Below are 22803 nucleotides of genomic sequence, written 5' to 3' on the forward strand. Positions count from 1 at the left end.
CAAAGTCACGCCGTAGAAGTGGCGAGATGGCATGAATTAAGACACAATAGTGTTGTGAAAATCAAGGAACGTCCGAGCGCCATCGTGGGAGATGATCCGCGTACCCGCGATGCCGTCGCCCGCTCAATCCTTGAAAATGGACCATCTACCGCTGTTGCCTTGGGCGAGCGCTTAGGTCTTACGCCAGCTGGAATTCGCCGCCACTTAGACCTGCTTGTCGCAGATGGAATTCTCGAAGCGCGCGATCCACGAGTTGCACCATCGCGCGGGCGTGGTCGACCATCCAAAGTTTTCGTGATGACCGATAACGGGCGCGAGAAGTTCGAACATTCTTACGACGATCTAGCGGTAGCCGCTCTTAAATTTATGTCTGCACAATCTGGAGAACATCTCGTTAGCGCATTTGCGCAATCACGCGCCGATGACATGGTTCGCAAAGCCAGTTCTTCTATTTCAAAGAGCGATGACAAAGTCGCATCACTTGCTGAGTTCCTAACCGAACAAGGTTATGCCGCAAGCGTCGGTCCACGTGGGACAGGTGAAGAACTTTGTCAGCACCATTGCCCGATTGCACACGTCGCCGCAGAGTTTCCCCAGCTATGTGAAGCCGAGACAGAGGCGCTTTCAAATCTGCTCGGAACTCACGTACAACGTTTAGCCACGATCGCCCACGGCGATGGTGTTTGCACTACATATATACCTCAACTTGGTAAGCAAGTTATAAAGCAAGTTCCAAAGCAAGTTCCAAAGATAAACACTCAAGCAAAAGCCGGAAAGGCGCAAAAATGACAACAGCACATCCAGAGCTCGAAGGTCTTGGAAACTACGAATACGGTTGGTCAGATGGCAACGATGCTGGCGCAAACTCAAAACGTGGCATTAACGAAGATGTCGTTCGCGATATCTCTTCCAAGAAAGACGAACCACAATGGATGCTAGATCTACGCCTTAAGGGCTTGTCACTGTTTGAGAAGAAGCCGATGCCATCATGGGGATCAGACCTTTCTGGAATCTTCTTCGACACCATCAAATACTTCGTTCGCTCAACCGAGAAGCAGGCTGCAACTTGGGATGATCTTCCTGAAGAAATCAAAAACACTTACGATCGTTTAGGTATCCCAGAAGCAGAAAAGCAACGCTTGGTCTCTGGCGTTGCAGCGCAGTACGAATCAGAAGTTGTTTATCACTCAATCCGTGAAGATCTAGAAGCACAAGGCGTGATCTTCCTTGATACCGATAGCGGGCTAAAGCAGCACCCAGAACTCTTCAAAGAGTATTTCGGTTCAGTAATTCCAGTTGGCGACAATAAGTTTGCAGCACTGAACACTTCTGTATGGTCTGGTGGTTCATTCATCTACGTACCAAAGGGCGTACACGTCGAAATTCCATTGCAGGCATATTTCCGAATCAACACCGAAAACATGGGTCAGTTCGAGCGCACCTTGATCATTGCCGATGAAGATTCATATATCCACTATGTAGAAGGCTGCACAGCGCCAATCTACAAATCAGATTCACTTCACTCAGCAGTCGTAGAAATCATCGTAAAGAAGGGTGCACGCGTTCGTTACACCACGATTCAAAACTGGTCTAACAACGTTTACAACCTCGTAACCAAGCGGGCTACCTGCGCTGAAGGTGCAACGATGGAATGGGTCGATGGAAATATCGGCTCTAAGGTAACCATGAAGTACCCAGCAGTTATGTTGATGGGTCCTCATGCCAAGGGTGAAACACTCTCCCTTGCATTTGCGGGCGCCGGACAACATCAAGATTCTGGTGCAAAGATGGTGCACGCAGCTCCTTACACATCTTCATCCGTAATCTCTAAATCTGTTGCACGTGGCGGCGGTCGTACTTCCTACCGTGGTCTCGTACAGGTTCAAGAAGGCGCACATCACTCAAAGAGCACCGTAAAGTGCGATGCGCTCTTGGTTGACACAATTTCACGTTCTGACACATACCCATATGTCGATATCCGCGAAGACGATGTTTCAATGGGACACGAAGCAACAGTTTCTAAGATCAGTGATGATCAACTCTTCTACCTAATGTCACGTGGACTTACTGAAGATGAGGCTATGGCGATGATCGTTCGTGGCTTTATCGAACCAATTGCACGCGAACTTCCAATGGAGTATGCACTTGAGTTAAACCGACTAATTGAACTTCAGATGGAAGGTGCTGTCGGTTAATGACAACGCTCACCACTAACTACTTAACGCCTACTGGGCGAGAAGAGGCCTGGCGCTTTACTCCGTTAAAGCGTTTAGGTGGTCTTCATGATGGCACTGCAGTAATTGCAGATCGCCGATCGCTTTCGCTTAAGGGCGTGGCCGCAGAAGGCGTCAGCTTCGAAAGAATCTCACGCGAGTTAGCCGCTCCGTTAACTGAAAGCGATGACGCAATTGTTGGCCGTATCCGCGAAAACGCAGCAGATGTCGCCGTTCTAACCATCAAGGCAAACACAGAAGTTGCAGCGCCGATCTTCTTAAATCGCAGCTCTGGCGCTACAGATTCCGCTGAACTCTCTCGAGTTCAGATCCGAATCGAAAACCATGCCAAAGCAACTGTGATCATCGAGAACTCTGGTGATACGCACCTTGCAGAAGATATGGAAATCTCAGTCGCACCGGGCGCGAACTTAACGTTGGTGACTTTGCAAGAGTGGGATGGAAAGACAATTCACGCCGGCCGCCACCATGCAATCGTCGATCGCGATGCAACTTTTAAGTCAATCGTTGTAACCGTAGGTGGATCACTTGTTCGCTTACTTCCAACAGTTGATTTCATTGCACCTGGCGCATCCTGTGAGCTATTAGGCGTTTACTTTGCAACTTCCGGACAGTTCTTCGAACACCGTATGTTTGTCGATCACAAAGTCCCAAATGCCAAATCACGCGTTAACTACAAGGGCGCACTTGCAGGAGATGGAGCCCATACCGTCTGGATTGGTGATGTCTTTATCCGAGCTGCAGCCGAAGGCACAGATACTTACGAGCTAAACCGCAATCTCTTGCTCTCCGATGGAGCGCGCGCAGATTCAGTTCCTAACTTGGAGATTGAAACTGGGGAGATCGTAGGCGCAGGACATGCCAGTACAACTGGTCGCTTCGACGACGAACAACTCTTCTACTTGATGTCACGTGGCATTAATGCAGCAGATGCTCGTCGCTTAGTGGTTCGCGGTTTCTTCAATGAAATCGTCTCTGAGATTGGCGTGGAAGAGATTCAAGATCGTCTTATGGATCGTATCGATGGCGAACTTGCAAAGGCTGGTTCGTAGATGAGCGATCTAAAACTTAGCGAGTTAACTTCGGGTAAGCCGGTCAAGATCGAAAAAGATGGTCGCGCTATCTGCGTTGCTCGTGTTGGCGATGAAGTCTTCGCCGTAGATGACACTTGCTCGCACTCAGATGCTTCTCTATCAGAAGGTGACATTACAGATTTCAAGATCGAATGCTGGCTTCACGGCGCAGAGTTTGATCTTCGTACAGGCGAAGCGTTAACTCCGCCAGCAGTTGCAGCACTAAAGACTTATTCAGTAAGCGTTGACGGAGACTCCGTCACGGTAGATGCGTAGCGAGGATAATTGATGAGCACTCTAGAAATTCGTGGACTTAAAGTCTCTGTAGATACCGAGAACGGTGCTGTAGAAATTCTCAAAGGCGTAGACCTGACTATCAAATCCGGCGAAACCCACGCAATCATGGGCCCTAATGGCTCTGGAAAATCAACTCTTGCCTACTCAATTGCCGGACATCCCAAGTACACAATTACTAGCGGAACTGTCACGCTAGATGGCGTAGATGTTCTTGAGATGACTGTTGATGAGCGCGCCAAGGCTGGTCTGTTCCTTGCTATGCAATATCCAGTTGAGGTTCCGGGCGTATCTGTTTCTAACTTCCTACGCACCGCAGCAACTGCTCTTCGCGGTGAAGCGCCTAAGTTACGTACTTGGGTAGGCGAAGTTAAAAGCGCGATGGAAGCTTTGAGCATGGATCCATCATTTGCACAACGCAATGTCAACGAAGGTTTCTCTGGTGGTGAGAAGAAGCGCCACGAAATCATGCAGCTTGAACTACTCAAGCCAAAGATGGCGATTCTCGATGAGACTGATTCAGGCCTAGATGTTGATGCCCTTCGCATAGTCTCTGAAGGTGTAAATCGTGCAAAGACAAATAACAATCTTGGGGTTGTTCTGATCACTCACTACACCCGAATCCTGCGCTACATCAAGCCAGATTTCGTACACGTCTTCGCCAACGGCAAGATCGTTGAACAAGGTGGGCCAGAACTTGCAGATAAGCTCGAAGCCAATGGATATGCGGAGTACGTAACTGCGTAATCTCGCAATTACTTAATTTAATGTCATTTGATGCAGTCGTAATCCGTGCGGATTTTCCGATCTTTGATCGCAAGATCCGCGATGGAAAGCGCCTGGTCTATCTAGATAGCGGTGCGACAAGCCAGAAGCCGAACATCGTTATCGATGCGGAAAGCGATTTCTATCGTTTACATAACGCTGCAGCTCATCGTGGCGCTCATCAATTGGCAGAGGAAGCGACTGACGGAATTGAATCTGCGCGTAAAGTTGTCGCTGATTTCTTGGGCGGCAAAGAAGATGAGATTGTCTTCACTAAAAGTTCTACAGAGGCGCTTAATCTATTGGCCTATGCGATCGGTTCTGCGCCAACCGGGAATAAGTTTCACCTAAAGGCTGGCGATGAGATAGTGGTTTCCGAGATGGAACATCACGCCAATTTGATTCCTTGGCAACAACTAGCAGCGCGCACAGGTGCGATTCTTAAATGGTTTGAGGTAACTCCTGAGGGGCGCTTAGATCTCTCAAATATCGATTCTATTATTACGACGAAGACCAAGATCGTTGCGCTAACTCACCAATCAAATGTTCTCGGAACTATTGTTCCATTGGATGATCTGGTAAAGCGCACCCACGATGTAGGCGCCGTTTGCATCCTTGATGCTTGTCAATCAGTGCCGCATATGCCAGTTAACGTGGCAGATCTAGATATCGATTTCTTAGCCTTCTCTGGCCATAAAGCAGTTGGACCAACTGGAGTTGGAGTTCTCTGGGGAAGAGCGAATTTACTCGAAGAACTTCCGCCATTCCTATTTGGCGGATCGATGATCGAGTCAGTGACTATGACTGAAGCAACTTGGGCACCAGCACCTCGTAAATTTGAACCAGGCGTTCCAAATATGGCGCAGATTGTTGGCTTTGGGGTCGCACTCAAGTACTTAACAAAGATCGGAATGGGTGCGATCCATAAACATGAAATCGAACTCACTAAATATGCGCTAGATGCAATGTCCGGTATTGATTCACTTCGTATTCTCGGCCCTCTAAATACGGATATGCGTGGGGGAGCGGTTTCCTTCACACTCGGTGAAATTCATCCGCATGACTTAGGACAATTTTTAGATGATGCGGGAATCGCAGTTCGCACGGGACATCACTGCGCCTGGCCACTAACTCGCAAGATGGGCGTTGCCGCTACAACCCGTGCAAGTTTCTATCTCTACAACACCACCGAAGATATCGATCAACTTTGTGAATCGATCCTTGCTGCGCAGAAATACTTCGGCTAATGCAACTCGATAACCTTTATCAGGAAGTGATCCTTGATCACTATAAGAACCCGCAGAACAAGAAGCTATCAGCGACTTACGACGCACAGGTTCACCACGTAAACCCTTCTTGTGGCGATGAAATTGATTTAAATGTAACGATCAAGAACGGCGAAGTATCCGCAATCACTTGGGATGGCGTTGGTTGTTCGATCTCTCAAGCCAGCGTCTCGGTTCTCACAGACCTGTTAATCGGTAAGAGCATTTCAGATGCTTACCGAATATTTGATGAGTTTGTCGCCCTAATGCAGAGTAAAGGTGCGGTGACTGGAGATGAAGATCTCCTGGAAGATGCAGTCGCCTTTGCTGGCGTTTCTAAATATCCCGCACGAATCAAATGTGCCCTGTTGGGCTGGATGGCATTTAAAGATGCCAGCGTTCAAGCCCAATCCAAGGGCTAGTAAGATCTAACCAGAGCAATCTACAAAACGGAGAAAATAATGGCTGCAACAGTTGATGATGTAACAGAGGCGATGAAGGATGTCGTCGATCCCGAGCTCGGAATCAATGTTGTTGATCTTGGCCTTATCTACGATGTAATGGTCGACGATAACAATATCGCCGTACTAAATATGACTCTGACATCTGCGGCTTGTCCATTGCAGGATGTAATCGAAGATCAAACTCGTCAAGCACTCGCACCTCATACTTCGGATGTAAAGATCAACTGGGTATGGATGCCACCTTGGGGTCCAGATAAGATTTCAGATGATGGGCGCGAACAACTACGTGCGCTTGGTTTTACCGTCTAACCTAAATTAGCGTTAGCGATCTAGCAATTTATTTGATCGGAAGCTCTTTATGTCAATGCATGCTGGCTGGATGGCGCTTCGCACGTTAAGTTCTGATCAATCTGTAAAAAACGCCAAGTTAAAGCCCGGCACGTTAAAGCGAATATTTGCCTATGCGATCCCATATAAATCGGTCTTTGCGCTCTTTCTAATCTGTTTAATTGCCGACGCAGTTCTAACCGTGGCCACCCCGCTTCTGCTTCGCGAACTTATCGATAACGGAGTAATTCCTAAAGATCGCTCAGTCGTCACAACTATGGCGGTAGCGGTTGCGCTCCTTGCTATCGCTAGCGCTCTGGTAAATATCGTTGTACGTTGGATTTCAGCAAAGATTGGCGAAGGTCTTATCTATGATCTTCGCTCTCAAGTCTTTCGCCATGTTCAAGAGCAGTCGATCGCATTCTTTACGCGCACTCAGACTGGTGCGTTAATTTCCCGAATTAACTCCGATGTTATTGGAGCCCAACGCGCATTTACATCCACATTCTCCGGAATCATCAGCAATGTTCTGACCCTGGTCTTGGTAGTTGGAACTATGTTGGCGCTTAGTTGGCAGATCACCGTAGCCTCGCTTCTCCTGCTGCCAATTTTCTTAGCTCCAACAAAGTGGATCGGTTCACGCCTGCAGGGTTACACCCGAGATTCATTTGAAGTAAATGCCCAAATGTCATCGACGATGACCGAACGTTTCAACGTATCTGGGGCGCTCTTGGTAAAGCTTTATGGTGATCTAAATCAGGAATCAAAAGAGTTTAAGACCAAAGCACGTAAAGTCGCCGATATCGGTATCTCAATGGCGATGCTCAACACCTTCTTCTTCATTGCGTTGATAAGTATCGCTGCTCTTGCCACTGCAATTGCTTATGGCATCGGCGGACATCTAGCGATTGATGGTTCGATAACTGTTGGAAGTTTGATTGCAATAACCACTTTGCTTGCCCGTCTTTACGGTCCACTGGTTGCTCTGGCCACAGTGCGCGTGGATGTTATGGGCGCACTTGTCTCTTTTGAGCGAGTCTTTGAAGTCCTTGATCTAGAACCTATGGTCAAAGAGATATCAGCACCGAAGAAGTTGGAAAGTAAGACGCCTGCAATTACTTTTAATGAAGTGCGCTTTACCTATCCGAAAGCGCAAGAGATCTCTCTTGCCTCCCTTGAAGCCGCTTTTCTACCTGAGGTAAAGGACTCTGAAGAGATTCTCAAAGGAATCTCATTTGAAGTAAAACCTGGAACGGTAACAGCGCTCGTTGGTCCGTCGGGTGCAGGAAAGACAACTATCAGCGCGCTACTTCCGAGACTTTACGATGTTACAGGTGGCTGTATTTCGATTGATGGTGAAGATATCCGTAACTTCACCCTTAATTCACTTCGCGGATCTATTGGTGTTGTTATGCAAGATTCACATCTTTTCCACGCAACAATTACCGAAAATCTAAGATATGCAAAGAGCGATGCCACACTCGATGAGATGAAGGTCGCTTGTGAAGCAGCGCAGATTTGGGATCTAGTCTCAACACTTCCAAACGGTTTGGAGACAATGGTTGGAGAACGCGGCCACCGTTTATCTGGCGGCGAAAAGCAACGTTTGGCAATTGCGCGGTTACTGTTGAAATCTCCAAGCATCGTAATTCTCGATGAAGCAACCGCTCACCTTGATTCTGAAAATGAAGAGTTAGTTCAAAAGGCGCTAGCGCAAGCGTTATATGGACGCACCAGTATTGTGATTGCGCATCGCTTGAGCACCGTCATGGGCGCAGATCAGATAATCGTTCTTGAAAATGGATCCATCGTCGAACGCGGAAAACATGAGGAGCTAGTGCTAACTGGTGGGCTCTATTCCGAGCTCTTTGCTCGTCAAGATTTGACCACGCCTAATTAAGATTCTGCCGTAGATAATTAGCCCGGCGAAGAAGATCCATTGCAGCGAGTAAGCAATATGTGGCCCATCGCTTAACTCAGGCACTTGCGCAGGCACAGCTGGAGTCAGTGATGGTTGGGAACCGCTCAGTAAATCTAAGTAGAAACCTTCGGATGTCGAATCTGATTGAGCATTTAACTTTGAGATCATTCCCGCGCCACTTGCAGGAAGTGCGAAGAAAGCGCCTTGTGGAAGTGATCTATCCAAACGAAACCGCGCAGTTAGAGAAACTGCACCGGTCGGGGCAGTAGAGACAACTGGTGCGGTAGCTGCATCCTTGCCAGCTTTTACCCATCCACGATCAACCCAGAAAGATCGGCCATCGCTTGCGGTAAATCTAGTTAGTACCTCATAGCCATAGACGCCTTCAAAGTATCGATTCTTAAGCAGAATTTGATTGGTTGAATCGAAGGAACCTTCTACTGTAACTGTGCGCCATTCGTACTTCACAAAATTATCTTTTATATCATTCAATTCGACTGGATTAAGAGTTAACTGCGCCTCAATACCTTGGTTACGATCTTGGCGATCTATACCGCGCTGAAACTGCCACTGACTAGCCCAAAGACATCCCAAGATTAGTAATAGCGCGAGAAGATGCTTTAGAAAAGTATTAGATTCCTTCTCTGAAGAGCGCTCACTAGACATGTATTGAGTCTAGCCAATCGATAATTCTAGAAAGATTATTTACTCTAGGGATTTCGCTTTATCTGAAACCAAGCCAGAGCCCGGCGCAAAAGACTCACGACCAGCATTTGCGATGACTACTGCAAAATATGGAAGCGTTACTGCGCCTAGGAGTGCAAACCAGCGATAAGGACTAGGCAGAATCACCGTCAGAATGAAGCAAAAGGTACGGATCATCATTGAATAGAAGTAGCGACGTTGACGCCCTGCTTGATCACGAGTCAGTGATGCAGGAGCGGCGGTGATGTCATAAACCGCAGGAGCCTTACTTGCTGACTTGCGTCTGATCGCCATGACCTAAGAGTAAGGCGCCTAACCGTGGCGCGCCCGCCGAAAACGGCAAGTTACGCGTAAGTAGCAGGGTAAGTTTTGTCATATGTCCGAGGAATCAAAAGCAATCGCTCTGGTCACCGGCGGAAATCGCGGTATTGGATTAGCGATCGCGCAATCACTTAAAGCAGATGGCCATCATGTAGTTGTTACCTATCGCAGCGGTAGCGCACCTACTGGATTTAGCGCAGTGCAGATGGATGTGACTTCCTCTGAAAGCGTTGATGCCGCCTTCGCTGAAATTGAATCGCAATGGGGTTTGCCTGAAATCATCGTGGCTAATGCCGGCATCACCAAAGATGGTCTAGTCATGCGAATGTCAGATGAAGATTTTGAGAGCGTTATCAACGCCAATTTAACTGGCGCCTTTCGCGTTGCAAGACGAGCGACCAAGGGTCTGCTTAAGTTAAAACGCGGACGACTTATATTTATTGGATCTGTTGTCGGGGGAGTCGGAGCTGCTGGCCAGGTTAACTACTCGGCAAGTAAATCGGGTCTACTCGGAATGGCTCGTTCTTTTGCTCGCGAACTTGGTTCCCGCGGTATTACCGCAAATGTGATCGCTCCAGGATTTGTCGAAACTGATATGACGGCAGCCCTCGATGAAAAACGCAGATCCGAAATCGCTGCTTCTGTGCCGCTCGGTCGTTTCTGCTCTGCAGATGAGATCGCAAAAGTAGTTAGCTTTGTGGCATCACCTGCAAGTGGTTACATCACGGGTGCTTTGATTCCAGTAGATGGCGGATTAGGAATGGGACATTAAATGGGAATTCTTCAAGGTAAAAATATTCTTGTAACTGGCGTATTAACAGATGGCTCGATCGCTTTCCATATTGCCAAGATTGCGCAGGAACAAGGCGCCAACGTACTGCTCTCTTCTTACGGTCGCGTAATGAGTTTGACTACTCGTATTTCAGGTCGCTTGCCACAACCAGCTCCAGTCATCGAACTCGATGTTACAAATCAAGAACATCTCGATGCTCTTTCCGGTCGAGTTAAAGAACATCTCCCACACCTTGATGGCGTTGTTCACTCAATTGGTTTTGCCCCCGAAGCAGCGCTCGGTGGAAATTTCCTAAACACTGCTTGGGAAGATGTAGCAACCGCAGTTCATGTTTCTGCATATTCGCTTAAATCTTTAACGATGGCTGCGCGCCCACTGTTTAACGGTGGGGGATCTGTTGTAGGCCTTGATTTCGATGCCACTGTTGCTTGGCCAAAGTACGACTGGATGGGCGTTGCAAAGGCAGCGCTTGAATCGACATCTCGTTACCTGGCCCGCGACTTAGGCGCAGAAAATATTCGTGTTAACTTGGTTGCAGCAGGTCCAATTCGCACCATGGCGGCAAAATCAATTCCGGGCTTTGATGAATTTGAAAAGGTCTGGAATGAACGCTCCCCACTGGAATGGGATGTAACCGATCCAGTGCCTGCCGCCCAGGCTGTTGTGGCCCTGTTATCTGACTGGTTCCCGAAGACAACGGGCGAAATCGTGCATGTAGACGGCGGTTTGCACGCGATGGGCGCTTAAAGGTAAAGTACGGCTCAGACCAGTGGCTTTGGCTACTGCAAGAGGAGCTCACCGCTCCCACCTTCTTGGCCTAGATTCTAGAGCTGGCTGGTTTGTCGAAAGTAAGCCGCCTTCCAGGCGCGTTTTTCTTTCCTTAGCGGTGCGCGATTTCTGCGGTAAACCCCGGCTACTAAAGTCAAAATCGACAGAACGAAGTTCAAAAGAGAACAGCGTTCAAAAGTAGTAACCAACTAAGGAGCACAAATCACAACTGAACCGCGCATCAATGACCGTATCCGCACACCTCAAATTCGTCTCATCGGCCACACCGGTGATCAAGTTGGAGTTGTAGATATTGAAGTAGCGCTACAGATGGCAGATGAAATTGGTTTAGATCTCGTTGAGATCGCGCCAGAGGCAAATCCACCTGTATGCAAAATCATGGACTTCGGCAAGTACAAGTACGAAATTGCCCAGAAGGCCCGTGAAGCTCGTCAGAACCAGACCCACATTGTGGTGAAGGAAGTGCGATTGACACCAAAGATTGAAAATCACGATTACGAAACTAAACGTAACGCAATCGTGAAATTCTTAAAGGGTGGCGACAAGGTAAAGATCACGATGAAGTTCCGCGGACGCGAACAAACTCGCCCCGAGCTTGGTTTCAAATTGCTACAACGTCTTGCAGAAGATGTTGCAGAAGTTGCTTTTGTTGAGTTCGCCCCTAAGCAAGAGGGTCGAAATATGACGATGGTGCTGGGGCCGACAAAGAAGAAGACTGAAGCGGTTGCAGAGCAGAAGGCAGCGCGCGCAGCCAAGGAAAAGGCAGCGCTCGAGGCGGCAGAAGAGAAGTAAAGAGTTTTTCTAGTTTCAAAAGTTTTTCAAGTTTTATAAGACGACGAAGTACAGGAGAAGATAAATGCCAAAGATGAAGACCCACAGTGGCGCGAAGAAGACTTTTCGCGTAACCGGTTCAGGAAAGATCATGCACGAGCGTGCAGGCAAGCGCCACCTTTTGGAGCGTAAGTCATCTCGCGTAACTCGTCGTTTGAGTACCGAACAAGCAGCAAAGCCAACCGTCGCAATGACAGCCAAGCGCATGCTTGGCCTTAAGTAAGGAGTGTGAATTAAATGAGAGTAAAACGTGGAGTTCACGCTGCTAAGAAGCGTCGCACAACCCTTGAACGCGCTAGCGGATACCGCGGTCAGCGTTCCCGTCTTTTCACAAAGGCGAAAGAGCAAGTCACTCACTCAATGGTTTACGCGTTTAACGACCGTAAAGATAAGAAGGGTGATTTCCGTCAGCTATGGATTCAGCGCATTAACGCTGCAGCCCGCGAAAACGGAATGACTTACAACCGTTTCATCCAAGGCCTAAAGGCTGCTGGCGTTGAAGTTGATCGTCGCGTTCTATCCGACATCGCAACAAACGATCCAGCAACATTTAAGACACTTGTTGATCTAGCTCGCAAGAACCTAGTCAGCGCCTAACTGTTTAAATGATTGAGAGCCTTCACTCGCCGCATATCGCGCGGGTGAAGGCTCTTATTTCATCCCGCGGCAATAAAGAGCGCGGAGAGCATGGAGAATTTATCGCCGAAGGCCTGCAATGCGCCCGCGAAGCGTTAGCAGCAGCGTCTGGTCCAAAGATTAAAACTCTCTTTTTAACTGAGAGTGGCCAATCGCGCATCGATACCGCCGGTTTGGATACATCAAGCGTCGAAACAATTTTGGTTAGCGAGCCGGTAATGGCTGCAATGTCCTCAACGATTACACCGCAAGGAATCCTTAGCGTCTGTGAAATCGGGCGTAATGAATTTTCTGATCTAAAGTTGAGCGGTAGTTCAAGATTTATTTATCTACATGAAATTCAAGATCCAGGAAATGCTGGAACAATTCTGCGCAGTGCCGACGCTATGGGTATTGATGCGGTGATCACATCCCCCGGAAGCGTCGATATGTATTCGCCAAAGGTAGTTCGCGCAACTGCGGGATCGCTCTGGCATATTCCGCTTTATTCGGGAATCACTCTTTCAACACTCTCCGAGAAATTCCCAACCATTACCAAGTTGGCGCTATCCGCGCAGGGAAAGACTTCGCTTTTAGAACTTGAAAAAGTTGGAGATTGTGTAGCGATATTCGGAAATGAAGCGCGCGGCATTGATACCTTGATTAGCGGCGATGTTATTGCAGTAAATATTCCAATGAAAGGCAACGCCGAGAGCCTAAATCTTTCCGCGGCAGCCTCAATTGTTATGTTCCATCTCGCCGCTCTTTAATCGCATCGAAGTTCAAATATCCCGCATCTTGGAAAGGTCACAGGATAAGATTTCGCTATGAGCCCCGCAGAAATCGAAAAATGGGTTAGCGATGCCGCCAAGGCTTTCGCCGCTGCGGGCGACCTCGATTCTTTAAAGAGCGCACGCCTTGCCCATCTTGGCGATAAGGCTCCGATCTCACTCGCTAGTCGCGGTTTAGGTTCACTCGCCCCAGAAGAAAAAGCTAGTGCGGGCAAATTAATCGGTGAGGCAAAGGCAGCGATCGCGGCTTCACTTGAAAAAGCAACCGAAAAGTTAGAGGCAGAGCGTGATTCGAAAGTTCTTCTCGAAGAGGTTGTAGATATAACTCTTCCGGTAAATCGCGCACATCGCGGAGGACTTCACCCAATTACGATCATTAAAAACGAGATCAGCGATTTCTTTATCGAACAGGGTTATTCCGTTGAAGAAGGGCCCGAACTTGAATCTGGATGGTTAAACTTTGATGCTTTAAATATTCCAGCAGATCATCCTGCGCGCACCATGCAAGATACTTTCTACATTGAACCAGTTGACTCTGGAATGGTCCTTCGCACCCAGACCTCACCAGTGCAGATTCGTTCCATGCTTGAACATCAACCTCCGATCTACATGATCTGCCCTGGTCGCACTTTCCGCGCCGACGAACTAGATGCCACACACAGTCCGGTATTCCACCAAGTCGAAGGTTTGGTAGTTGATAAGGGCATCACCATGGCTCACCTAAAGGGAACGCTCGATAATTTTGCCCAAGCGATGTTTGGACCCGATGTTACAACTCGCTTACGTCCATCCTTCTTCCCATTTACTGAGCCAAGTGCAGAAGTAGATATCTTCTTCAACGGTCGCTGGATCGAATGGGGCGGTTGCGGCATGGTAAATCCAAAAGTTCTCGCGACTTGTGGCATCGATACAGATGTATACAGCGGTTTTGCATTCGGCATGGGGCTTGAACGCACACTTATGGTTCGTCACAACGTCACCGATATGCACGACATAGTCGAAGGCGATCTTCGCTTTACGCGTCAGTTCGGAGTAGGACTCTAATATGCGCGCACCTCTATCTTGGATCCGTGAATTTGTAGATATTCCGGCAAAGATTTCTGCCGAAGAAATCTCTAATGGCCTGATCCGCGTTGGCTTTGAAGTCGAAGAGATCATTGAAGCGGGCGCTGATTTAACGGGTCCACTGACCTTTGCCAAAGTTTTAACTATTGAAGAGATAACCGAGTTTAAGAAGCCAATTCGTTATGTTGGAATCGATTGCGGAGAGAAGGAAACTCGCTATGTAATCTGCGGCGCCACTAACTTCGCGGTTGGCGACATAGTCGTTGCCGCTCTCCCTGGCGCAGTCTTGCCGGGAGATTTCAAAATCGGAGCGCGCGAGACTTACGGAAAAACTTCTAATGGCATGATCTGTTCTTCACGCGAGCTCGGTTTAGGTGATGATCACTCAGGAATCATGGTCTTTGCCGAAGGCGGAGTTGAGATCGGCGCAGATGCAATCGCAGTTCTCGAAATTAACGACACAATTTTTGATGTTGCCGTTAATCCGGATCGTGGTTACGCGCTAAGTATTCGCGGTATAGCTCGCGAGGTAGCTGGCTCACTTGGACTTAACTTTAAGGATCCAGTTGAGCCACTTCGTGCTTTGAAGTTTGAAGAGACTGGCAAAGGCGTTGCTGCAAAGATTGAAGATCCTGCAACAGCATCGGTCTTCTACCTCCGCACGCTTTCAAATTTCGATCCATCTGCAACCACTCCGATTTGGATGCGACGTCGCATCGAGAAGATGGGAATGCGTTCAATCTCGCTAGTTGTGGATGTAACTAACTATGTAATGCTTGAACTCGGTCAGCCGCTACATGCATTTGATAAGGCGAAGATCTCTGGTGGCCTAACCATCAAGCGCGCTGGTAAGGCACAACCATTTACAACTCTTGATGGTCAAGTTCGTCACCTCGATCCTGAAGATTTGATGGTCTGTGACGATAAGCAACCGTTGGCACTTGCAGGCACGATGGGCGGACAGTCTTCTGAGATATCCGAGAACACAACTGAAATTGCACTTGAAGCAGTTCGCTTCGATCCGGTGTTAATTGCTAAGAACTCTCGTCGCCATAAACTTTCCTCTGAAGCATCGCGTCGACTTGAGCGCAGCGTGGATCCATCGCTTGCTGAGTTCGCGTCAGCGCGCTTTGTTCAGCTCTTAACTGCGCATAGTTCTGCCAAACATGTCGCAACGGTTGTTGCTGGCGAACCAAAGTATGCGCCTGTTGTGAAACTCGATCCGACCTATATTTCAAAGATTCTGGGGCTTGAAATTGCACCTGCTGAAATCGCGCGCGTTCTGCGAGTAATTGGCTGCGATGTAGATGAAAAGTCATTCGCCGTTGATCCTCCATCTTGGCGCGCAGACTTGTTAACACCTTCAGATTTGGCTGAAGAAGTAGCCCGCATGATTGGTTACGACAAGATTCCATCAATCCTTCCACCACGTCCAAATCACGCCAGCCTTACGCCAACGCAGAAACGGCGCCGAGCTATCTCTGCAATGCTCGCTGCACGCGGTTTGGCAGAAGTTCAAACATTCCCATTTACCAATCAAGAGACCATCGATCAGATGGGATTCGTTGGAGAACGCGCTTCCACGTATCGCATCGCAAATCCAATGTCTGAAGAGTTCCCGCTCATGCGTGTTCACTTAGTACCAGGCCTTGTCGAAGTAGCGGCGCGAAACATCAGCCGAGGTGCAAAAGATTTTGCGATCTTTGAAATGGGTTCGATCTTCCGCAGCGCGCAGAGGCTGGTTCCAGCTGTTTCTCCGGTTATCGGAAGCCGTCCTGATGCCAAAACAATCGAATCGATCTATGCCAGCGTGCCACCACAGGCGTTTCATGTGGCAGGTTTATTGGTCGGTAAAGTTGAGAGCGAAGATTGGCAAGGCAAAGCTCGCCCATATAACTGGCAGGATGCAATCGCTTATGCCCAAGATATCTTGCAACTTTGCAACCTTGAATGGACGATTAAACGTTCCGATTTTGCGCCGTGGCATCCTGGCCGCTGCGCCGAATTAATCGTTGATGGCAAGGCAGTTGCACATGCCGGTGAGATTCACCCACGTATTATTGCCAAGTACGGTTTGCCAGAACGAAGCGTTGCCTTTGCAGTTGGACTAAGTGCTTTGCCAGATTCTCAAATCGTTCGACCAACCAGAGTTGGCACTATGCCCGCGGCCGTTCAAGATGTCGCACTAATCGTCGATCAATCTGTCACAGCACTCGAAGTAGAAAGCGCTCTGCGCAGCGGTGCAGGGGATTTACTCGAGTCCATTGCACTCTTTGATCGCTACGACAAGATTGGTGACGGCAAAATCTCGCTGGCCTTCACGCTAACTTTCCGCGCACCTGATCGCACTCTTACAGGGGCTGAGGTTTCAGAAATGCGCGAAGCGGCGGTAGTTGCCGCCGAAAAGGCCACTGGCGCCGTTCTTCGTACAGCATAATCCGGGTTTTGATCTTGCATAAATATGCGCTAAATTGCATATTTATGCTATTCTCATTCTATGAAAATCGGAGTTATTGGAGCTAGCGGCTACGCCGGGGGAGAACTCCTGCGCTTGCTGGCTGGGCACCCTGAGTTTGAGGTTTCCTGCGTTACGGCTCATAGCAACGCTGGCGAAGAAATCACTTCGGTCCATCCGCAGTTAACTTCTTACGCCGGTCAAAGTTTTTCATCCTTCAAGGCGAGCGATTTTGAACGCTGCGAGCTTATTTTCCTAGCGCTCCCACATGGCGAAAGCGCAGCAGTTATCGCATCACTTAGTCCAAAGGCGAAGATTGTTGATCTTGGAGCTGACTATCGTTTAGAAGACGGTGCTAAGTGGGAAAAGTATTACGGTGGAACTCACGCTGGTACATGGACCTATGGCGCTCCAGAGCTTCCAGGAGCGCGTGCAAATATCGCAAAATCTTCTAAGGTCGCTAATCCTGGTTGTTACGCCACAGCGATTGCTTTAGGTACCGCACCTGCAGCAAAGATTGCAGATCTGAGCGATGTCGTAGTTGTTGCAGCATCCGGAACAACAGGTGCAGGGCGTAGCGCAAAGATTAATTTAATTGCTAGCGAAGTTATGGGAAGCCTCACTTCCTATAAATTTGGGGGAGTTCACCAGCACACTCCGGAAATCGAAGAAGCGCTCACACGTGCAACGGGGACTGCAGCAAAGATCTCGTTTACGCCGATTCTCGCGCCAATGCCACGTGGAATTCTCGCAACGATCACCATGAAACTTAACTCTGCAATCACGAATGAGGCAGCCCATAAGATTTATAACGATGCTTATAACGGCGAAGAATTCGTGAAGGTTTTGCCGCTTGGGCAAATGCCACAAACTTCTTCAGTTTTAGGAAGCAACTATGTTGCGATACAAGTTGCAGTCGATGAGCACACCAATCGTTTGGTTGTAAGCGTGGCAATCGATAACTTGGTTAAGGGTGCGGCTGGACAAGCGATACAGAACGCCAACATCATCTGCGGACTTCCTGAAAACCTTGGACTTACTGGCATGGGTCTTGGGGTATGAAACTGCCTAGCGGCTTTACCGCTGCTTCTTGCGCGGCAGGACTTAAGAGTTCGGGTGCTTTGGATTTGACGTTGATTTTAAATAACGGCCCAAAATTTGATGCGGCGGCGGTTTACACATCAAATCAAGTTGTGGCAGCTCCAGTTATTTGGAGCAAGCAAGTCACCAAAGAGAAGATAGTTCGCGCGGCAATTCTTAACTCAGGTGGTGCTAACGCGTGCACAGGGCCACAAGGCTTTGCTGACACACATAGAACAGCAGAACACGTTGGCGAAGTACTCGGTATTTCATCTGGCGAAGTAGTTGTCTGCTCGACTGGCTTGATTGGCGAGCTACTGCCGATGGAGAAGATTATTTCTGGCATAGATCAGATTTCCATAGCGCTCTCAACCGATTCGTTGCAAGATGTAGCTAGTGCAATTATGACAACCGATAGCGTTTCCAAGATTGCCAACTTTAAGAACGACCACTTCGAAATATCCGGAGTCGCCAAGGGAGCCGGAATGCTGGCGCCCGCTCTGGCGACCATGCTTTCGGTTGTGATGACAGATGCTCTTTTGCCAGATAACGCGCAAGAGATATTCCAGAGAGTCTGCGATCGCACCTACAATCGAATCGATTCTGATGGTTGCACATCAACTAACGACACTGTGTTGCTGATGGGTTCTGGCGCAAGTGGATTTGCGCCAAGCGAGCCTGAACTAGAGAGCGCGCTAATGGAGATCTGTGGTTCTTTGTCTCAACAACTAATCGCAGATGCCGAAGGGTCTACCAAGACCGTGGCGATCGAGATCAAGAACGCGGCTTCTGAAAGTGATGCTGTAGAAGTTGCTCGAGCCTGTGCCCGAAATAATTTGTTGAAATGTGCGATCTTCGGTGGAGATCCAAACTGGGGTCGAGTCCTGGCCGCTGTCGGAACTGCCCGAGCTCACTTAAATCCGCTGGATATAGATGTCACTCTTAACGGGGTGCAAGTCGCAAGATCTAGCGCACCGTTCGAGGATCGCAACAAAGTTTCATTCGAAAATCGTTTAGTTACGATTGAAGTGGATCTCAAGGTTGGTTCAAGTAACGCAACTGTTTTCACCAATGATCTTTCACATGACTATGTTCATGAGAACTCGGCCTACGCAACATGATCGTCGTTAAATTCGGTGGCCATGCCATGAAGGATGAGAATGGTGGTTTCGCAAAGGCAATAGCGTCAGCGCAAGAGAGCGGTGTGAAGCTAGTTGTGGTCCACGGTGGTGGCCCACAGATCGATGCGGCGCTCAAGGAAGAAGAGATAGCTTCGGAATTTATTGGCGGCTTCCGCGTGACCACCCCTGAAATCTTCGAAGTTGTAGAAAGAGTTTTGGTAAACGAAGTTGGTCCAGAAGTTGTCAATTCACTTCGCCGAGCCGGAGTTAACGCAGTCGCGCTCTCTGGCCGCACCAGTGAATGCTTGATCGCCGAACCGCTTCGCAAATTAGTTGACGGCTCACCAGTTGATTTGGGTTTGGTTGGAGTAATCACTGCAGTGAATCCACAGGCGATCAACAGCGCTCTAAAGGGCGGGCAAGTTCCAGTGATCTCACCGATCGCCACCGATGAAAACTTCAAAGGGGGACTTAACGTCAATGCCGATCTCGCAGCCGCTGCGATCGCAGGCGCGCTCAGTGCTGAAAGTTTGATCATCATGACCGATGTTGCCGGCATCTATCGCGCATGGCCTGATACTTCGTCTCTGATTTCAGCTATCTCTTATGCTGAACTAGATGCAATTAAATCAACATTTGCCGAAGGCATGGCACCAAAAGTTAAGGCATGCCTTGATGCGATAGATGGCGGAGCAAGTGCAGTAAGGATTATCGATGGAACGGATCCATCGGCCTTCGCTATGGCGTTAGGTAACTCTGGCGGAACGTTGGTGACTAAATGAGCCCAGTTAAGAAATCCACAGTGACTACTTGGAACGATGTAATGCAGTTGAATTACGGCGTTCCAGAAATCAATTTAGTCTCAGGAAAAGGCCTAGTAGTAACTGATTCAGAGAAGAAGAAGTATCTGGATTTCCTCGGTGGCATCGCCACAAATATTCTCGGTCACGCCCATCCTGCAATAGTTAAAGCGGTTTCAACACAAGTTGCAAAGCTTGGCCATGTAAGCAATTTCTATAGCCATCCATCAGGCCTAGCGCTTGCCAAGAAGTTGCAGGAGATGACCGGAGACAACACAGCAAGAGTCTTCTTCTGTAATTCAGGAGCAGAGGCTAATGAAGCTGCACTCAAACTTTCGCGGAAAACTGGAAAGACGCGAATTGTTGCAACAACTGGGGCATTCCACGGTCGCACCATGGGTGCGCTTTCATTAACTGGCCAAGAGAGCAAGCGCGCACCGTTTCGACCTTTGCTCAAAGATATTAAGCACGTGCCATTCGGTGATATTCCAGCGATGTACAAAGCGGTCTCCAAGAAAACGGCGATGGTCATTGTTGAGCCAATTCTCGGTGAGGCAGGGGTTGTAACTCCACCAGACGGATATTTAAAGCAGTTGCGGTCACTTTGTGATCAGCACGGCGTACTTCTAGTTTTCGATTGCGTACAGACCGGCATGGGGCGAACTGGTAATTGGTTTGGATATGAGCACGAGAACGTTCGCCCTGATGTAATCACTCTCGCAAAAGGTATTGGTGGCGGTCTTCCGCTCGGTGCGATGATCACTCTCGGCAGCAAGACTCCACAATTTGCTCCAGGTGAACATGGAACAACTTTCGGTGGAAATCCAATTGCAGCAGCGGCCGGGCTAGCTGCTATCTCTGTAATCGAGAAGAACCGATTAATGGCGCAAGCCAAGAGTTTTGAGAAACGCTTGAAAATAAAGATCTCAGCGATACGTGGCGTGCGCGAAGTTCGCGGTAGAGGTTTACTTATTGGAATCGCTCTAGATGGGGAGTATGCAAAAGAGTTAGCCGCTCAGTTAGCAAAAAACGGGTTCTTGGTAAATGCTCCAAATCTAGAAACTATACGAATTGCTCCGGCGTTAATTGTCACCAAGGCTCAGATCGATAAATTTATTGTGGCTTTCGCAAAGGCGATGAAAGAGGTAACTAATGGCTAAGGTGTTGAATTCAAGCTCGGTTTCTGCGCGCCGCGCGAAGGCGATTGCATTAATCAAGGCAGGTGTTGTTCATTCGCAATCTGATTTGGTTAAGTTACTGAAGAAGGCCGGGTTCGATGTCACGCAGGCAACTGCAAGTCGCGATCTAGAAGAGCTAGGCGCCGTTCGTTCGCGTAGCGAGTCTGGCGAATTGATCTATCAACTTGGAACAACCGCTGATGGCTCGATCGCGCGATCTATGCCACTTCCTTCGGACCTGATTCTCTCGGTCGAATCATCTGGCAACCTTGCCGTAGTTCGCACACCACCTGGTGGAGCCCAATTTTTAGCAAGTTCACTGGATAACTCAGGCCTTGAAAACATCATCGGCACTATCGCCGGTGACGACACGGTTTTAGTTGTATCGAAGAAGGCCACCGGTGGAGCCGATCTTGCGAAAGAATTGCTCAGCTTCGGCGCAGGCGCAAAACGCGGATCTGCAAAACGAAAGGCGAAGAAATAATGGCTCTCTGGGGTGGACGCTTCTCTGACGCACCAGCTGATGCGGTCTTTGCGCTTTCACGTAGCGTTGACTTCGATTGGCGGCTAGCGCCTTACGATCTGCGTTCATCGCTAGCGCATCTGCGAGTGCTTAAATCTTCAGGGCTTCTGAAAGAGGATGTTGCGAGCCAGATTGAAAGCGCTATTCGTGAATTAATCGATGAAGTTGCTATCGGTAAATTCGTTGCCATCGAAGACGATGAAGATGTTCATAGCGCGCTAGAACGTGGCTTAACCGAGAAGATCGGTGATGTCGGGGGAGCGCTGCGCGCAGGTAGATCACGCAATGATCAAGTAGCGACAGATCTAAAACTTTTCGCAATCGATCATATGATGGAAATTTCTCAGATGATCTTGGAACTTCAAAAGTCGCTTGCAGCAAAGGCCGCAGAGTATGGCGATGCGCCTGCGCCTGGGTTTACTCACATGCAGCACGCGCAACCAATTCTCTTTGGTCATGAGTTAGCAAAACATATCCACGCTTTTGCTCGCGACCTCGATCGAATTCAAGATTGGTTAAAGCGCACATCGGTAAGCCCACTTGGTTCGGGAGCTTTCGCTGGATCAGGGCTTGGCTTAAAGCCAGAAGTAACGGCGAAGGATCTAGGTTTTGCTTCATCTTCTGCTAATAGCATCGATGGCGTATCCGATCGCGATTTTGTTGCAGAAGCGCTCTTTATTATTTCAATGGTTGGAGTTCATTTATCTCGTATCGGAGAAGAGTGGTGCATCTGGGCAACATCTGAATTTGGATGGGCGAAGGTCGCCGATGCTTACTCAACTGGTTCATCGATCATGCCGCAGAAGAAGAATCCCGATATGGCAGAACTGGCACGAGGTAAATCCGGTCGCTTAATTGGAAACTTAACCGGAGTCCTGGCGATGCTTAAGGGACTTCCATTTGCTTACAACCGCGATCTTCAAGAAGATAAAGAACCACTATTTGATTCGATCGATACTTTGATCCTCGTTCTTCCTGCAGTTACCGGCATGGTTGCGACAACAACATTTGATCGAGCAAAGATGTTGGCTGCTGCACCACAAGGTTTCTCGCTTGCAACTGAGATTGCTGATTTCTTAGTACGCGCAAATGTTCCATTCGCATCAGCCCATGAAGCAGCGGGCAAATGCGTTGCACTTTGTGAGGCGAAGAAAGTTGAACTCCACGAGTTAAGCGATCAGGATTTTGTGGGGGTCCATCCGCAACTAACTCCTGAGATCCGCAAGGTTCTTACCGTCGAAGGCGCGATCGCATCGCGCACAACTGTCGGCGCAACGGGCGGCACTGCTTTGGCGGCGCAATTAGCATCAGCGAATTCCGACATAAAGGCTGCAGAAAAGAAATTATCCGACCAAATGAGTTCATTCTCAGCGATGATGGGGGAGTGAACCCG

25 protein-coding genes are annotated in these 22803 nt (G+C 48.7%); 23 read left to right on the forward strand and 2 right to left on the reverse strand.

The genetic code is table 11. From position 1 onward, the window contains the following. The first annotated feature begins 54 nt into the window (after positions 1–54). Genes A1s21148_RS03270 through A1s21148_RS03310 form a run of 9 tightly spaced genes read left to right on the forward strand, consistent with a single transcriptional unit; the run spans position 55 to position 8322 of the window. Positions 55–789 carry a helix-turn-helix transcriptional regulator gene (locus A1s21148_RS03270; RefSeq protein WP_223299428.1) on the forward strand — a complete coding sequence of 245 codons (735 nt, stop codon included), beginning with the start codon at positions 55–57 and terminating at the stop codon, positions 787–789. Beyond that, complete coding sequence (gene sufB / locus A1s21148_RS03275; protein ID WP_095671050.1) at positions 786–2195, forward strand: Fe-S cluster assembly protein SufB; 1410 nt, start codon at positions 786–788, stop codon at positions 2193–2195. Before A1s21148_RS03270 ends, sufB begins: the two co-directional genes overlap by 4 nt. Continuing rightward, complete coding sequence (sufD, locus tag A1s21148_RS03280) at positions 2195–3286, forward strand: Fe-S cluster assembly protein SufD (protein WP_095671051.1); 1092 nt, start codon at positions 2195–2197, stop codon at positions 3284–3286. The genes sufB and sufD overlap by 1 nt, the downstream gene beginning before the upstream one ends. Then, positions 3287–3583 (forward strand): non-heme iron oxygenase ferredoxin subunit, encoded by a 297-nt coding sequence (locus A1s21148_RS03285; RefSeq protein WP_095671052.1) that lies wholly within the window; start codon positions 3287–3289, stop codon positions 3581–3583. Between the two features lie 12 nt (positions 3584–3595). Further along, on the forward strand, positions 3596–4348 hold the full coding sequence (gene sufC, locus A1s21148_RS03290) for a Fe-S cluster assembly ATPase SufC (protein WP_095671053.1): 753 nt from the start codon (positions 3596–3598) through the stop codon (positions 4346–4348). Positions 4349–4368: 20 nt separating this feature from the next. Continuing rightward, positions 4369–5613, forward strand: a complete 1245-nt coding sequence (locus tag A1s21148_RS03295; RefSeq protein ID WP_095671054.1) for a cysteine desulfurase — start codon at positions 4369–4371, stop codon at positions 5611–5613. Then, positions 5613–6053 carry a Fe-S cluster assembly sulfur transfer protein SufU gene (gene sufU / locus A1s21148_RS03300; RefSeq protein WP_095671055.1) on the forward strand — a complete coding sequence of 147 codons (441 nt, stop codon included), beginning with the start codon at positions 5613–5615 and terminating at the stop codon, positions 6051–6053. Before A1s21148_RS03295 ends, sufU begins: the two co-directional genes overlap by 1 nt. A gap of 39 nt (positions 6054–6092) precedes the next feature. Then, entirely contained in the window at positions 6093–6404 is a 312-nt protein-coding gene (locus A1s21148_RS03305) for a metal-sulfur cluster assembly factor (protein WP_095671056.1), read from the forward strand. Between the two features lie 49 nt (positions 6405–6453). Next, positions 6454–8322 carry an ABC transporter ATP-binding protein gene (locus A1s21148_RS03310; RefSeq protein WP_095671057.1) on the forward strand — a complete coding sequence of 623 codons (1869 nt, stop codon included), beginning with the start codon at positions 6454–6456 and terminating at the stop codon, positions 8320–8322. On the opposite strand, the gene A1s21148_RS03315 is transcribed toward A1s21148_RS03310, so the two are convergent. Beyond that, positions 8263–9009, reverse strand: a complete 747-nt coding sequence (locus A1s21148_RS03315; protein WP_095671058.1) for an SURF1 family protein — start codon at positions 9007–9009, stop codon at positions 8263–8265. The genes A1s21148_RS03310 and A1s21148_RS03315 overlap by 60 nt on opposite strands. Before the next feature lie 39 nt (positions 9010–9048). After that, positions 9049–9342, reverse strand: coding sequence for a DUF3099 domain-containing protein (locus A1s21148_RS03320; protein ID WP_095671059.1), 294 nt, complete (start codon positions 9340–9342; stop codon positions 9049–9051). An 82-nt stretch (positions 9343–9424) separates the two neighbouring features. On the opposite strand from A1s21148_RS03320, the gene fabG reads away from it, so the two are divergent. The 14 genes from fabG to argH all read left to right on the forward strand — a co-directional run bounded on the left by fabG (position 9425) and on the right by argH (position 22798). Beyond that, a complete protein-coding gene (fabG, locus tag A1s21148_RS03325) occupies positions 9425–10141 on the forward strand; it encodes a 3-oxoacyl-ACP reductase FabG (RefSeq protein WP_095671060.1) in 717 nt (238 codons plus the stop codon). Next, positions 10142–10909 (forward strand): enoyl-ACP reductase FabI, encoded by a 768-nt coding sequence (gene fabI, locus A1s21148_RS03330; RefSeq protein WP_095671061.1) that lies wholly within the window; start codon positions 10142–10144, stop codon positions 10907–10909. A 243-nt stretch (positions 10910–11152) separates the two neighbouring features. Continuing rightward, on the forward strand, positions 11153–11743 hold the full coding sequence (gene infC / locus A1s21148_RS03335; RefSeq protein ID WP_095671062.1) for a translation initiation factor IF-3: 591 nt from the start codon (positions 11153–11155) through the stop codon (positions 11741–11743). Positions 11744–11807: 64 nt separating this feature from the next. Further along, complete coding sequence (gene rpmI / locus A1s21148_RS03340) at positions 11808–12005, forward strand: 50S ribosomal protein L35 (protein ID WP_095671063.1); 198 nt, start codon at positions 11808–11810, stop codon at positions 12003–12005. Between the two features lie 14 nt (positions 12006–12019). Further along, positions 12020–12379 carry a 50S ribosomal protein L20 gene (rplT, locus tag A1s21148_RS03345; protein ID WP_095671064.1) on the forward strand — a complete coding sequence of 120 codons (360 nt, stop codon included), beginning with the start codon at positions 12020–12022 and terminating at the stop codon, positions 12377–12379. Between the two features lie 8 nt (positions 12380–12387). Then, the gene (locus tag A1s21148_RS03350; protein WP_095671065.1) at positions 12388–13167 is read left to right on the forward strand and encodes a TrmH family RNA methyltransferase; all 780 of its coding nucleotides are present in this window, start codon (positions 12388–12390) and stop codon (positions 13165–13167) included. A 57-nt stretch (positions 13168–13224) separates the two neighbouring features. After that, positions 13225–14232 (forward strand): phenylalanine--tRNA ligase subunit alpha, encoded by a 1008-nt coding sequence (pheS, locus tag A1s21148_RS03355; RefSeq protein WP_095671066.1) that lies wholly within the window; start codon positions 13225–13227, stop codon positions 14230–14232. 1 nt (position 14233) lies between these two features. Further along, on the forward strand, positions 14234–16690 hold the full coding sequence (gene pheT, locus A1s21148_RS03360; RefSeq protein WP_095671067.1) for a phenylalanine--tRNA ligase subunit beta: 2457 nt from the start codon (positions 14234–14236) through the stop codon (positions 16688–16690). 60 nt (positions 16691–16750) lie between these two features. Beyond that, entirely contained in the window at positions 16751–17770 is a 1020-nt protein-coding gene (argC, locus tag A1s21148_RS03365; RefSeq protein WP_095671068.1) for an N-acetyl-gamma-glutamyl-phosphate reductase, read from the forward strand. Continuing rightward, positions 17767–18909: a bifunctional glutamate N-acetyltransferase/amino-acid acetyltransferase ArgJ gene (argJ, locus tag A1s21148_RS03370; RefSeq protein ID WP_095671069.1), complete on the forward strand. Its 1143-nt coding sequence runs from the start codon at positions 17767–17769 to the stop codon at positions 18907–18909. The genes argC and argJ overlap by 4 nt, the downstream gene beginning before the upstream one ends. Beyond that, entirely contained in the window at positions 18906–19691 is a 786-nt protein-coding gene (gene argB / locus A1s21148_RS03375; protein WP_095671070.1) for an acetylglutamate kinase, read from the forward strand. The genes argJ and argB overlap by 4 nt, the downstream gene beginning before the upstream one ends. After that, positions 19688–20869 carry an acetylornithine transaminase gene (locus A1s21148_RS03380; RefSeq protein WP_095671071.1) on the forward strand — a complete coding sequence of 394 codons (1182 nt, stop codon included), beginning with the start codon at positions 19688–19690 and terminating at the stop codon, positions 20867–20869. The genes argB and A1s21148_RS03380 overlap by 4 nt, the downstream gene beginning before the upstream one ends. Beyond that, positions 20862–21371, forward strand: coding sequence for an arginine repressor (gene argR, locus A1s21148_RS03385; protein ID WP_095671072.1), 510 nt, complete (start codon positions 20862–20864; stop codon positions 21369–21371). Before A1s21148_RS03380 ends, argR begins: the two co-directional genes overlap by 8 nt. Then, positions 21371–22798, forward strand: coding sequence for an argininosuccinate lyase (argH, locus tag A1s21148_RS03390; RefSeq protein WP_095671073.1), 1428 nt, complete (start codon positions 21371–21373; stop codon positions 22796–22798). Before argR ends, argH begins: the two co-directional genes overlap by 1 nt. The last annotated feature ends 5 nt before the right edge of the window (positions 22799–22803 follow it).

Source organism: Candidatus Planktophila lacus, assembly GCF_002287925.1.
Taxonomy (GTDB): domain Bacteria; phylum Actinomycetota; class Actinomycetes; order Nanopelagicales; family Nanopelagicaceae; genus Planktophila; species Planktophila lacus.